The 13,563-nt window shown below is 71.4% G+C and carries 9 protein-coding genes; all 9 read left to right on the top strand.

The window, feature by feature from the left end; genetic code table 11:
- Positions 1-53 precede the first annotated feature (53 nt).
- On the top strand, positions 54-1,847 hold the full coding sequence (locus ACWCSD_RS08000; protein ID WP_397155714.1) for a S1 family peptidase: 1,794 nt from the start codon (positions 54-56) through the stop codon (positions 1,845-1,847).
- Positions 1,848-1,980: 133 nt separating this feature from the next.
- A complete protein-coding gene (locus ACWCSD_RS07995; RefSeq protein ID WP_352320544.1) occupies positions 1,981-2,370 on the top strand; it encodes a VOC family protein in 390 nt (129 codons plus the stop codon).
- A gap of 213 nt (positions 2,371-2,583) precedes the next feature.
- Positions 2,584-2,790, top strand: coding sequence for a cold-shock protein (locus ACWCSD_RS07990; protein ID WP_055509312.1), 207 nt, complete (start codon positions 2,584-2,586; stop codon positions 2,788-2,790).
- A gap of 180 nt (positions 2,791-2,970) precedes the next feature.
- A complete protein-coding gene (gene asnB, locus ACWCSD_RS07985) occupies positions 2,971-4,785 on the top strand; it encodes an asparagine synthase (glutamine-hydrolyzing) (RefSeq protein WP_397155712.1) in 1,815 nt (604 codons plus the stop codon).
- 16 nt (positions 4,786-4,801) lie between these two features.
- Positions 4,802-5,695, top strand: a complete 894-nt coding sequence (locus ACWCSD_RS07980; RefSeq protein ID WP_397155710.1) for an SseB family protein — start codon at positions 4,802-4,804, stop codon at positions 5,693-5,695.
- A complete protein-coding gene (locus ACWCSD_RS07975) occupies positions 5,692-6,096 on the top strand; it encodes a hypothetical protein (protein WP_397155708.1) in 405 nt (134 codons plus the stop codon). The genes ACWCSD_RS07980 and ACWCSD_RS07975 overlap by 4 nt, the downstream gene beginning before the upstream one ends.
- Positions 6,097-6,190: 94 nt before the next feature.
- Positions 6,191-6,586: a YbaB/EbfC family nucleoid-associated protein gene (locus ACWCSD_RS07970; RefSeq protein ID WP_352360836.1), complete on the top strand. Its 396-nt coding sequence runs from the start codon at positions 6,191-6,193 to the stop codon at positions 6,584-6,586.
- Positions 6,583-6,918, top strand: coding sequence for a hypothetical protein (locus ACWCSD_RS07965; RefSeq protein WP_387681674.1), 336 nt, complete (start codon positions 6,583-6,585; stop codon positions 6,916-6,918). The genes ACWCSD_RS07970 and ACWCSD_RS07965 overlap by 4 nt, the downstream gene beginning before the upstream one ends.
- A gap of 57 nt (positions 6,919-6,975) precedes the next feature.
- Positions 6,976-13,563: WXG100-like domain-containing protein (locus ACWCSD_RS07960; protein WP_449913623.1), on the top strand; the 6,588-nt coding region annotated here is incomplete at its 3' end.

Below are 13,563 nucleotides of genomic sequence, written 5' to 3'. Positions count from 1 at the left end.
AGAGGGCTAACTCATCATTTCCGCCTGTGAGCGGATATTTCAGGAAAAGACTGATGAGGGTCGCCGCGGGTGCGGCGGTCGTCGCGGCGGTCATGCTGCCCGCGCTGCCGGCGGCCGCCGACGGCACCCCCGACGAGCGGCCCGACATCCCGGTGGGCACCTGGCTGGCGGCGCGTACGCAGCCCGCGGTGCAGCTGACCAGCTTCACCTACACGGCGACGGTGTCCGTCCCGTCCAACACGATCAACGAGGCGGCCTACAACCAGATCGTCCAGGAGGCCGTCGCCGCCGTCCAGTCCGGCAAGATCTCCTCGGACGAGCGCAGCATCGGCAAGTGGGTCTTCCAGCAGATCGCCGCCAACGTGGACACCTACGTGTCCTCGACCACGCCGATGCGTACGGTCGAGGCCGAGGTCGGCGGCATGTGCACCGGCTGGTGGGTCACCCCTGACGGCTACATGGTCACCGGCGCGCACTGCGTCCAGGTCGGCGAGACCGAGCTCAGCCAGCTCTTCGCCCAGCAGGCGCTGGCCAAGTTCAACAAGCAGGACGCCAAGGAGATCATCAGCGGCCTGGGCGACCTCAAGAACGACGAGGAGATCCTCAAGCTCGCCCAGCAGATCTACGTCACGTTCAACTCGACCCACATGCAGCTCAGCAACCTCAAGCAGAGCCTGTCGGTCATGCAGAGCCTGCCCGGCGGCGGGGTGGACAAGACGGCCAAGGCGGTCCCGGCCGAGCTGGTGTCGGTCGGCGAGAGCTACCCGGGCAAGGACTTCGCGCTGCTGAAGGTGAACGGCCAGCAGAACCTGCCGACCGTGCCGCTCGGCGACGACGCCGACGTGCGCACCGGTGACACGCTCTACATCAGCGGCTTCCCCGGCCTGGTCACCAACACGCCGTTCTTCAGCCTGGAGTCGAAGCTGGAGCCGGCCCTGACCGAGGGCCCGTACAACGCCAAGCGCACCACGCAGACCGGCGTGCCGTACATCCAGACGCAGGCTCCGTCCTACCACGGCAACTCCGGCGGGCCGGTGTTCAGCAAGGACGGCAAGGTCGTCGGCATGCTGATCGCGGGCACGGTGAGCGAGGGCGGCGAGGCGTCGGAGAGCGAGAGCTTCGTCCTGCCGGTCGGCATCATCAAGGAGAAGCTCGGCGAGAAGAACGTCAAGCCCGCCCAGGCCGTCACGACGACCCGGTACAACGAGGCGCTCAACGACTTCTTCCGGCACTACTACTCCGACGCGCTGCCGAAGTTCCGCGAGGTCCAGGCGCTGTTCCCGAACCACCCGTACGTGGCCAAGTACATCAGCGACTCCCAGCAGGCGATCTCCGCGGGCAAGGACGAGACGCCCAAGCCGATCCTCATGTGGGTGCTGATCGCCGGCGGCGTGCTGCTGCTCCTGGTGCTGGTCGCGGTCGTGGTCAAGGTCCTGCGCGGACGCCGGCGGCCCCAGCCGGCCATCGTCTCGCCCCAGCCCGGGTACGGCGCGGTGCCGCCGCCCCCGTGGCAGCAGCTCCCTGCGGCCCAGGCCCAGCTCTCGCCGCCGGTGCAGCCGATGCATCAGGCCCAGAGCCCGTACGGCCACGGCGACGGCTACGGCCCCGGCGGGTACGGCGCGAACGGCCACGCCGCGAGCCCGTACGGCTCGGCCCCGGACGCCCACCTCCACCAGCCCCCTCACCAGCAGCCCTCCTACGAGCAGCCCGGCGGCGACCAGACCAGGTCCGTGCGCTACGGCCAGTTCAGCCCGCCCGCGGACCCCAGGTCCGGGCAGGTCGCGGACCTGGAACGGCAGATCGCCGACCTCCAGCGCCGGCTCGGCGACCAGCCCCCGAACGCCTGACGGGCCCGCGTGAGCCGAGTCCCGCCAGACACGTCAGGATGCGTGGCCCCGGAACCCCATGACGGGTTCCGGGGCCACGACGCGTGCCCGCCGGATCCGGGCCGCAGCGCCCGCCGCGGCCTACGATGACCTTGTGGACGTGCTGAGCAGCCGCGTGCTCCTGCGGCCGACCGACCCCGCCCGGACCCGCCGCTTCTACGCCGACACCCTCGGCCTGGCGGTCTACCGCGAGTTCGGCCCCGACGACGATCCCGGCGTGGTCTTCTTCCTCGGCCAGGGATTCCTTGAGGTCGCCGGGCGCTCCGACGGCCCCGCGACCGGCGGCACGCTGTCGATCTGGTTGCAGGTGCGCGACGTCGGGCGCGAGGAGGAGCGCCTGCGGCAGGCGGGCGTCACGGTGCTGCGCGAGCCGCGGCTGGAGCCGTGGGGCCTGGTCGAGATGTGGATCGCCGACCCCGACGGCCATCGCATCGTCCTGGTGGAGGTGCCGCCCGGCCATCCGCTGCGCCGCGACCCGCGGTGAACCGCCCCGCGTTTGCCTCCTGAGCAGATCGTGTGCTAGCTTTAATCCCGTTGCAGTTGTGGTACCCATAAAAGACTTTGTGCGCACCTGACCTAGCTGGACTTTCAGGTGCGTTTTTGTTTTCCGGTCATCTCCGGGATGGGCTCATCGCGGCGACACGGGGATCCGCACGGTGCGGATCCCGTCTCTGCACGTCATCTGAAGGAGATCGTTATGGCTACCGGTACCGTGAAGTGGTTCAACTCGGAAAAGGGCTTCGGCTTCATCGCGCAGGACGGCGGCGGCGCCGACGTCTTCGCCCACTACTCCAACATCGTCTCCAACGGTGGCTACCGTGAGCTGACCGAGGGCCAGAAGGTGGCCTTCGACGTCGTGCAGGGCCAGAAGGGCCCGCAGGCCGAGAACATCGTTCCCGCCTGACCTCACGCAGCCCGCGTCTGGGCCCGCACCCTCTTCGGGGTGCGGGCCCAGACCGCTTTCAGGGGTATTTGGTCGGGTATGGACCGATCAGCTCCGCGCGGTTATGTTGCGAGAGCGTCAGGCACGTTGTCAGACGACGCCGGGGAGCACCACCAGGACTGCGTCTGAGAGGACCCTCGCATGTGCGGCATCGCCGGATGGGTGGACTTCGACCGCGACCTGACCCGCGAACGGGCCACGGCCCTCGCCATGACCGCGACCATGAGCTGCCGGGGCCCCGACGACCAGGGTCTGCACCTCGAACCGCACGCCGCGCTCGGCAACCGCAGGCTCGCCGTCATCGACGTCGAGGGCGGCCACATGCCGATCGAGGCCGAGGGCCTGGCCGTCATCACCTACAGCGGCGAGGTCTACAACTTCCGCGAGCTGCGCGAGGAGCTGGCCGCCAAGGGCCACCGCTTCCGCACCAGAAGCGACACCGAGGTCGTGCTGCGCGGCTACCTGGAATGGGGAGAGGGCGTCGCCGACCGGATCAACGGCATGTACGCCTTCGCCGTCTGGGACGAGCGCGCGCAGGAGCTCGTGCTGATCCGCGACCGCATGGGCATCAAGCCCCTGTTCTACTACCCCCTGCCCAACGGCGTGCTGTTCGGCTCCGAGCCCAAGGCGATCCTGGCCAACCCGCTGGCCCCGCCCGTGGTCGACCTCGACGGCCTGCGCCAGCTCCTCAGCATGGCCACCGTCCGGCAGCGGTCGGTCTACAAGGGCCTGTGCGAGCTGCCGCCCGGCCACCTGCTGCGCGTGGGCCGGCAGGGCGCGCGGCTGCGCCGCTACTGGTCGCTGGAGGGCCGCGAGCACACCGACGACCTCGACACGACCGTACGCACGGTGCGCGAGCTGCTCGACGACATCGTCGGCCGGCAGCTGATCTCCGACGTGCCGCTCTGCACGCTGCTCTCCGGCGGCCTCGACTCCAGCGTCGTCACCGCGCTGGCCAGGACGCACGGCCCGATCCGCTCCTTCGCCGTGGACTACGCCGGTTACGCCGAGCACTTCCGGGCCGACGAGTACCGCGGCGACCCCGACCGGCCGTTCGTGCGGATGCTGGCCGAGCACGTCGGCTCCGAGCACACCGACATCGTCCTCGGGCCGGCGGAGCTGGCCGACCCCGGGCTGCGGGCCTCGGTCGTCCGGGCCTGGGACGCGCCGAGCTTCCTGGGCGACATGAACTCCTCCCTCTACATGCTGTTCCGCGCCATCCGCGAGCATTCGACCGTGGCGCTGTCCGGCGAGTCCGCCGACGAGATCTTCGGCGGGTACGCCTGGTTCCACCTGCCGCAGACGGTCGAGGCCGACACCTTCCCGTGGCTGGCGATGGTGATGCGCGAGCAGCAGCCGACCGACATGCTCGACAAGTCGCTGATCCGGCAGCTCGACCTGGACGCCTACACCGCCGACGGCTACCGTACGGCGCTGGCCGAGGTGCCCCACGTGGCCGGGCAGGACGCCCGCGAGCGGCGCATGCGCGAGATCTGCTACCTGCACCTCACCCGCTTCCTGCCCTTCCTGCTCGACCGCAAGGACCGGATGAGCATGGCCGTCGGGCTGGAGGTGCGCGTGCCGTTCTGCGACCACCGGCTGGTCGACTACGTGTTCAACACGCCCTGGTCGATGAAGACGTTCGACGGCAGGGAGAAGAGCCTGCTGCGGGCGGCCGGGGCCGACCTGCTGCCCGAGCCCATCGTGCGCCGGGTCAAGGCCCCGTACCCGGTGACCCAGGACGTGGGCTACGAGCAGGCGCTCCGGGACGCGCTGCGCGAGCTGGCCGCCGACAAGGACGCCCCGGTGCTGCAACTGCTCGACGCCGACGCCGTCCGCGAGGCCGCCTTCGCGCCGGCCGAGAAGGTGACGACCACGATGAGCAGGTACGGCCTGGAGCTGGCGCTGGATCTGAACGTCTGGCTGACCTCCTACGGCGTGCGCCTGGAGGTGTAGCGGGCACACTGGGCGGATGACGTCCACTGATCATCTGCCGGCCACGCCGTTCGAGGAACAGTTGTGGGCGGCCCACCAGGACGGGCAGACCGCCCTGTGCCTGGGCCTGCTCCGCGACGCCGACCTGGCGTTGCCGATCACCGCCGCCGCCGCGGCCGGGACCGAGCCGCCCGCCTGGGCGACGGCCACGGACTCCGGCCGTACGTGGGTGCTCGCCTTCACCTCGGTCGAGGCGATGGTGACCGCGACCGGCGGCCTGGCCACGCACTGCCGGATCGTCTCGCCCGCCGAGCTGGCGGCCGGCTGGCCGGACCCGCGATGGGGCCTGGCGGTCAACCCGGGCCTCGGGGCCTCGTTCCTGCTGGAGCCCGGGACGCTGGCCAGGCTGGCGGTGCCCACGCTCGTCCAGGACCTGCGGCTCGCGCCCGGGTCGGGGGTGCCGGTGGTGCAGAAGCTGCTGTCCCCGGCCGACATCGCCGACCTGCTGGCGACGGCCGAGCCGCGCGTCTCCGGCTACTGCCACCACGCCCTCGACGTCTCGCACATCGCCACGCCCACGGTGCTGGCCGACGCGCTGAAGCAGCCCGACATGCTGACCGGGAGCGGCTCGCTGAACATCCTGCGCTGGCATCCCGTCGGCCTCGACCTCTACCGCACGCCGTACGGCGGGCTCGACGAGCAGGGCCGGGACGCGGTGGCCGGCTGGGTGGTCGAGGAGCCGCCGTTCGTGGGCATGGGCCTGGTGCCCAACGTCGACCAGGTCATCCGCGAGTACAAGGTGTACGGCGTCGGCCTGCCGCACGGCGCGGAGATCTGGGAGCTCACCCACGAGGGCACCGAGCACCGGCGCGCGCTCTACCACGGCGACCTGCGGCGATGGCTGCTGATCGGCCGGAAGGCGGCGGCATGACCTGGCACTTCTACCGCGCCCACTGGCAGGGCGCCGACTACGTGGCCAGCCCCGAGCCACATCCCCTGGAGCTGTGGGTGCGCCTGCGCCTCCCCGAGCCGGCCGACGGCTTCGAGGAGGTCGAGCCCGGCTGCCACGTCCGCACGGTGCCGTTCGCCGAGTGCGCGTCCCTGCAGTTCGTCACCACGGAGTGCACCTGGCGGGGCGAGCGGTTCCAGGTGCACGACGAGCGGGACGGCCTGCTCCTGCTCGAATACCTGGGCGGCTCCGCGCCCGCCGCGCTCGCGCTGGGGCTGGAGCGGGTCGAGCGGGGGGTGTACCGGGCGTGGGCCCCGCGGACGGAGATCACCGAGCTCCGCGAGGAAATTGTGGCGATAAGTCCACAGGATGGGCCTTTTTGAAGATTGGCTCTTGTCTCCTGTTGTTCATGTGACAGAAACTGACCTGAAAGGTGCATGTGACGTAAGAAACACGCGGCATGGGGGCGGGGGTGTCATGGATTCTCCTGACGTGGCGGGGATGCGGGCATACGGCGACGAGCTGCGCGACATGTTCCGCCAGATCCAGGACGTGGGCATGGAGCTGCACCAGCAGGCCAAGGCCGTCCAGGTGACCGAGACCTCGAAGGACGGCCTGGTGTCGGTCACCGTCGGCTCGCGCGGCGAGCTGATCCGGCTCGACCTCGACCCGCGCATCTACCGCCGCCCCGACGCCCGTCAGCTCGCCGACACCATCGCCGAGACCACCCGGCTGGCCGCCGAGCGCGCCCAGGAGCGCGTCACCGAGATCTTCGAGCCGGTGATCCCGCGCGAGGACTTCCAGGCGCATCTGAGCGGCGATCTCGAAACCGTCATGGCCCGGCTCGCCGACCGCATGGGAGGCAGCCGATGAGGCCCTGGGACGGCACCCAGATCATCAAGCCCGTCGTGGACTCGGGCATCTCCCAGTGGACCACCGTGGCCGAGGACTGGGAGAAGGAGTCCGAGCGGCTGGTCGCCGCGGTCGTCGAGGCGCTGGCCGCCGCGCCCTGGGGCAACGGCGCCGAGGGCCAGGCGTTCATGAACTCCCATTTCCGCGACGACGGCCCCAACCGCATGCTCCACCAGTGCGTCGAGCTGTCCAAGCAGATGATGGACGCGTGCGGCAGGCTGCGCGCGAGCATCGACAACACCCTCGGCGTGGACGCCGCCATCGAGCAAGACCTCAAAGCGCGAGAGGTCTGACGCGTGACGCACAGCGCGACCGGCCCCCAGGGGCCGACTTCCCACACTTCGTCGAATGTGTCCACCGTCCAGCCCCCGGTCCGCATCGACCGGGACGTGGAGCCGGTCTGGGAGACCGAGGTGCTGCCCGACTGGGTGGTCAACTGGTTGATCCCGATGTTGTCGGCCGGCCAGAAGTGGCCGGAGGCGAGCGAGAGCGGGATGTCCAAGCTCGCCCACGCCTACCACGCGCTCGCCGCCGGGGCGATCGGCACCGCGCCGCGCGCCGGCTCGGCCGTGCGCACCGTGGCGACCGGCTGGTCCTCGCCGGCCAGCGCCGACTTCGTCTCCCGCGCCAAGTACCTGTACGGCCACGGCGCCGGCATGGCGGGCGCGGCCGGCCAGTCGCAGAACTTCCTGAGCCAGTCGGAGAACTTCGCGGTCGAGACCCAGTACTCCAAGCTGTCCGTCAACGTGGCGTTCTGGGTCACGGTCGTCGCCATCGCCATCGCGCTCTTCGTCGCCTTCTTCACCGCCGGCTCCGCGACGGCGATCATCGGGCCGTACGCGGCCGCGGGCCGCGCGGCGATCAGCCGGATCCTGGTCCGGCTCGCCATGATCGGCGCCAGGGAGGTGGGCGCCGGCAAGCTGGCCCGGGTGACCGTGCTCAGCGGCGCCACCGGGCGCGGCCTCATCGCCCGGCTGCTCGGCTCGGCGATCGGCAAGGAGCTGATCGAGGAGATCGGCGAAGAGTTCTTCATCGACGCCGGCGCCCAGTACCAGCAGATCCAGATGGGCACCAGGAAGGAATGGGACTGGAAGAAGTCCCGGGCGGCGATCATCGGCGCCGGCGGCGGCGCGCTCGCCGGCACCGCGCTGTCCGGGCCCATCTCCAAAGTCACCCGGCACATGCCGGGCTTCCCCGGCCGTGCGATGACCACCGGCCTGACCAACACGATCGCCTCCCCGTTCGGCAGCTTCTTCGCCAACGGCCTGGTGTACAAGCAGTGGGACAACCCGTTCACGGCCGACGCCATCATGGGCGGCTTCATGGGCGGCGCGGGGCGTACCGGGTCGATCAGCCCGTTCAACCCCGAGGTGTACACGACGCTGGCCAACCCGGTCACCGCCCTGGCCTCGGCCTACGACACCGCCGCCCGTACCGACGCCGCCCGCGCGGGTGGCGGCGACCCCAACGCCGGAGGCGGGAACCCGCCGGGCGGGAACCCGCCGGGCGGCAGCCCGGCCTCCATGGGCGGCGGGCCCGTCGTCCCCGCCGGGGCGACGCCCGCCGGCGCGCCCTCCTCCAGCCAGAACGACGACGTCAGGCGCGGCACGTCCGCCGCCCCCGACTCCGACGCCGGCCCGCGCCGCGGCTCCACCTCGCGGGACGACCGGCAGAACACCGACCGCGAGCCCCGGGCCGAGACCACCGAGAACTCCACCGACGACACCACCGACGACTCCGCGGCGGCCCCCGACACGACGCCGCAGACCCCGGACCCGAAGGCGAAGACCAGCTCCGCACCGGCTCCGCAGACCACCGCCGCCCCCCAGCCCCAGGACGACTCCCAGGTTCAGGACGACTCGCAGGACGCCCAGCAGGAGGACCAGCAGCAACCGGCCCCCCAGCAGGACGCCCAGCCCGCCCCGGCGGCCCAGCCAGACGCTCAGCCGGACACCCAGCCGAACGCACAGCAGGACAACCAGCAGGACAACCAGCAGAACGCACAACAGGACAACCAGCAGGACAACCAACAGAGCCCGCAGCAGGACAACCAGCAGGGGCCGATCGCGCAGCAGGGCGACCAGCAGGAAGCGGCCGCCCCGCAGAACGACGACGCCCCCGCCACCACGTCGGCCGCCGCCCCCGACGACGCGCCGCCGCCCACGCCCGTCCTGGCGACCGTCCGGGCCCGTAACGCGCTGATGAACTCGCTCACCGTGGACTTCCCCGGCGCGGTCGTCGGCCCGAACGGCGACCTCCTCATCCCCTCCCCCGACGGCAGCGTACGGGTGATCCGCGCCGCCACCATGAGACGCGTGCGCGCCGCCCTGGACACCCGCGCCGACGAGGTCACCGACGCCGACGAGCTGCAGGCCGAGGCCACCGCGCTGGTGCTGCTGGCCCAGGAGACGGGCGAGACCCGGCAGCCCGCCACGAGCAGGCCGGGCACGGTCACGTCGAGGCCGGTCCCGGGCACCCGGCACGTCCCCGACGCCCGGCCGGGCACCTCGTTGCAGCCCGACGAGGTCCAGGAGGGCGCCGACGCCCTGCGGACGTCCCACTTCCTCAACCAGGACGTGCAGGACATCACCTGGTCTGCCGACGGCACGCTCGTCGTCCGGACCAGGAACAACGGCACCCACCACTTCCGCCCGGTCGTCGGCGAGATGACCGAGGGGCTCATGGGCGAGACCGAGCTCTCGACCGGCGAGGACGCCCAGCACGCCCACGTCGTGCACTTCGCCCCCGGCATGAACCCGAGCCAGGTCTCCCGGGTCTGGCTGCACGAGATCACCGACACCCTGCAGAAGCTCCAGGAGGACGCCGCCCCCAAGCGGCGGGGCTTCCTGCGCCGCAAGCCGGCGACCAGCGAGCCCACGCAGGACATGTGCGCCCAGGCCCAGCTCAACGAGCTGGCGTTCCTGGCCGAGCAGTGGCACGCCGCACAGACGCCGCAGGAGCAGCGGCTGCTCGCCCTGGACATCGACGGCGTGTCCCGCCAGCTCACCGAGCGCGGCCACACCCCGCCGCTGCCGCCATGGGCCCCCAAGCCGGGGTCCCGGCCCACCCACGCGCCGCCGGTGCCGCAGGGCCGCCCCGCGCGCGAGGAGCTGCCGGCCGTCATCGACGCGCTGCAGCGGGCCGAGCAGGCGCTCCAGGAGCAGATCGCGGCGAAGCGGAAGAGCGCCGAGGAGGCCAAGGAGGCGATCCGCAAGGCGCGGCAGGAGGCACGGAAGGCCGACAGGCAGCACGACCAGGGCCACGCGGAGCGAGCGCGCAAGGCGCGGCAGGAGAGCCGTACCCATCGCGCCACCCGGGAACGGCACACCAGGATCGCCGACGCGTACGAGGTCGCGCTGCGCGAGGCGACCCGTACCCGGCAGACGTACCAGCAGCTGCTCACGGCGTTGAACGAGATCGAGAACCCGAGCGCGCCCGCCGGGCCGGTCGGCATGCGGCCCGTCGCCGCGCGGCTGGCCGACCAGGTCCTGCATCAGCACGCCGCGTACCTGGACGCGCTGGCCGCCGCGTTGCCCCAGGAGATCAACCTGGCCGCGGCCCAGCCGACGGGCCGGCTGGCCCACGTGTCCGCCCTCACCACCGCCGTCAACGACCTGCTGGCCGACAACGGCATCGGCCACAGGTTCACGACGCACGAGCTGGAGGGGGCGATCCGGGCGGACTTCCACAAGGCCGTCTCCGCCGACGGCCTCGTCGTGCAGGTGGGGCAGCACGGCAAGGCGGCCGAGGTGCGCATCAAGCTGACGCTCGCCGACCTGGTCGAGGTGCTCGATCCGGCCATCAAGGGGTCGGAGATGATGGTGGGCCTGTTCCACCAGGCCGGCCGTACGGCCTCGGTCAGCCAGGCGGGCAGCGGCGGGCTGTCGATGGGCTTCAACACCGGCGTCCTGGCCCAGTTCCTGCCCGAGGACCACGTGGCCAGGATGATGACGGAACTGCTGGGCGTCGGCCTCGGCGCCTCGATCGGGCGCAACTGGTCGAACGGCGGCGGAGCCGGCATGTTCGCCCAGACGGGCTCGGTCACCGACAACCGGAGCGAGTCGCTGCTGTTCGACGCCGCCGCCACCTGGACGGCCGAGATCCGCACCGGCCAGGACGGGAACTGGCGGGGCGCCGTCACGGTCGACTCCGGCGCTCCCGGCGACTCGTCGAGCCAGCGGCTGTGGTTCTCGCACTCCGCCACCGACCAGCCGCCGCGCAAGCTGGAGTGGATCGACAGGGCCAAGCGCCGCACGGAGATGCCCAACGTCGTCGTCCAGAGCATGAGCGACCTGGAAGGCGCCGTCGACATGCTCGCGGACGTGCTCGGCGGCGACTACGCCGAGGTCGGCACCCCGGCCCGCGACGCGCTGCGCGGGTTCGTCACCCATAACCTGCCCCACAACCTGCGGACCGCGGTCAACGAGGGGCTGGAGCGCGTCTTCACCAAGAACGGCGAGCCGCAGGTCCGGGTACGCGCCGAGAGCCGGGTCGTGGTGGAGCTCTCCCAGCCGGTCGGCGGCTCGACCTCCGAGGAGTGGGAGGAGGAGGTGCTGGTCGACTTCGTCGCGACACCTTCGAGCGCGTCCTCGGGCGCCTCGCTCGAAGGCAACGCCTCGGCCGGGTTCAACGCCCCCGGGCTGGCGGCCGTGGATCTCGGCGGGTACCAGCCCGCGATCGGCCCCAAGGCCAACGGGGCGAGAGGGGCGTCGCGGTCGTACTCGGCCACGGCCAACAAGCAGGCGATCCACCCCAGCGTGCGCCGCATGACCCACCCCAAGCAGAGCTACCGGCTCGTGGTGGTCACCACGTTCACCGTGGAGCGGTTCGGTGAGCCGCCCGTCACGTTGACGCCGGTGCGCAGCACGGCGCTGGCCGACATGCGCGAGAAGGCCGCCTTCCGTTTCGGCCTGCCCGTGGACAGCGCCGCGCTGGTCCGCAAGAACGGGCAGCCGGTCACCGACGCCAACGGCGAGCCGGTCCTGCGCGGCGACCCCAACCCCGCCCCGCCGCCCGGCCGCAAGCCGGAGCTGCCCGTATGGCTCGGCGAGGGGCCGGGGAAGATGCGCGGCGCGGGCCCGGCGCTGGTGGAGGAGATCGAGGGGCTGGCGGAGTTCCGGGAGAAGGTCCTGGAGGAGCTGGCCGAGCGGGGAGTCATCCCCAAGGTCGTGAACGGCGTGCCGGAGTACGCCACCAACGATCTCGCCCGCGCCAGCCAGATCCTCAACCGGCAGGAGCTCCTGGAGCAACTGTCGGAGCAGCGGATCCGCGCCGCCTACGACTCCCTGGCCCAGGACGGCATCGTCCTCGACCTGACGCTGCACGGTCTCAACGCCGCCCCCGAGCACTACATGCTGCACCTGTCGCTGCAGCAGGACTTCGACGACGTGACCTACGTCGGTCACACCGACACCCAGACGGTGGTCAACCTCGACATCGGCTCCGACACCTCGGCCCGCGGCATCAACAGGTCCAGGACGTACAGCGGCGGCGCGTCGGTCAGCGAGAGCGACGGCCCGAACGAGGGGCAGGACGGCCTCACGCACGAGGTCGGCGTCAACGGCGGCGGCAACCGCACCCGTACGGCGGGCTCCAGCGCCGGCGGCACGACCAACATCGTGACCCTGGAGGAGAGCAACGGCCCGGTCGCGATCCTGAAGCTGGGCCACCATATGACCGCCAACCTGCTGCACAACGGCACGACGACGACGATCGCGACCACCGAGGGGTCGGCCCAGCTCGTCTTCGCCGCCGACCTGCTCCCGTCGACGAAGGAGACGCCGCCCGCGCCGATCGGGCGGATGTCCCCGAAGCTCAGGTCCATCGCACAGTTGCTGCACGTGGACGTCGGCCGTCCCCTGGACGCCGCCCGCCAGGTGCTGCCACGCGGCACGACCGCCGACTCCGTGGCCCTCCAGCACCTCATGACGTTCCTGAACGTGCGCAACCTGGTCGGCCATCCGAAGCTGCTGAACCGGCCGTTCACCACGGACGGCGCGATCCGGCCGAACGGCGGCCCCACGCGCTCGTCGCTGTCGGTGTCCGGCGAGATCGGCGAGACCGAGGTGGTGGGCGTCGTCGACCACGTCACCGGCAAGATCAAGTTCGGGCTCGGCAGCGCGGGGATCTCGTGGGGCGGCTCGTCCGGTCTGTCCGCGGGGATGTCGACGAGCGCCTCCGACCTCGACGACGGCGGCACGACCAGCGACGGCGGCTCGCTCTCGCTGCCCTCCCGGTCCGGCGGCACGTCCGAGTCCACCGCGCTCACGGACATCTGGGGCAGCGAGGAACTGCTGATCAACTTCGGCCGCCACTACATGCTGCGCAGCACCGTCGATCTCACCCTGACCGGCTCCGAAAGCGCCGAGCACGGGGTGCCGACCGGCGAGCGCATCACCGTCAGCGAGTCCAGGACGGAGACCGTCTCCGGCACCGCGCTGTTCGCGGTCGCCGAGGACGACGCGCTGCTGATGTACGGGGAAGGCGACCTCGACCTGCCGCTCCACCTGGTCGGCGACGCGGTCGAACGGTTCCTCAACGGCAGCCTGACCCTCGACCGGAGCATCGCGGTCCCGCTGGTGCAGCGCTACGTCAAGGACATGGCGCAGTCGGGGGTCACCAACGAGTACACCGAGCGCCACACCCCGCAGGCCCTGCTGACCAAGCTCAAGGAGGTCTCCGATCTCGGCACCCCCGCCCCGGGAAGCCCGCAGGAGAAGCTCGACCAGGCCCTGGACAACGCCGCCGAGCAGCTCGAACGCTCCAGGGACGTGGTGCTCGCAGCGCCGTACGACCGGTCGGTGGGCGCGAGCGCGACCGAGTCGCTGACCCTGACGGACGAGAACGGCGACCCGGTCGACGTGATCGACGCGGTCCGGCGCGCCGTGCAGGACGCCGTGCCCGGGGCGCTGGACGAGAGCACCACCCTCGGCGAAGAG

The organism is Nonomuraea sp. NPDC001684 (assembly GCF_053596515.1).
The sequence above is the reverse complement of the archived record's forward strand: the minus strand, read 5'-3'. Positions and strand labels throughout refer to the sequence as shown.

Bases quoted from the DNA above. Each gene is read 5' to 3' on its own strand.
- ACWCSD_RS08000 (WP_397155714.1), top strand. From the start codon at position 54: ATGAGGGTCGCCGCGGGTGCGGCGGTCGTCGCGGCGGTCATGCTGCCC.
- ACWCSD_RS07990 (WP_055509312.1), top strand. From the start codon at position 2,584: ATGGCTACCGGTACCGTGAAGTGGTTCAACTCGGAAAAGGGCTTCGGC.
- asnB (WP_397155712.1), top strand. From the start codon at position 2,971: ATGTGCGGCATCGCCGGATGGGTGGACTTCGACCGCGACCTGACCCGC.
- ACWCSD_RS07980 (WP_397155710.1), top strand. From the start codon at position 4,802: ATGACGTCCACTGATCATCTGCCGGCCACGCCGTTCGAGGAACAGTTG.
- ACWCSD_RS07975 (WP_397155708.1), top strand. From the start codon at position 5,692: ATGACCTGGCACTTCTACCGCGCCCACTGGCAGGGCGCCGACTACGTG.
- ACWCSD_RS07970 (WP_352360836.1), top strand. From the start codon at position 6,191: ATGGATTCTCCTGACGTGGCGGGGATGCGGGCATACGGCGACGAGCTG.
- ACWCSD_RS07965 (WP_387681674.1), top strand. From the start codon at position 6,583: ATGAGGCCCTGGGACGGCACCCAGATCATCAAGCCCGTCGTGGACTCG.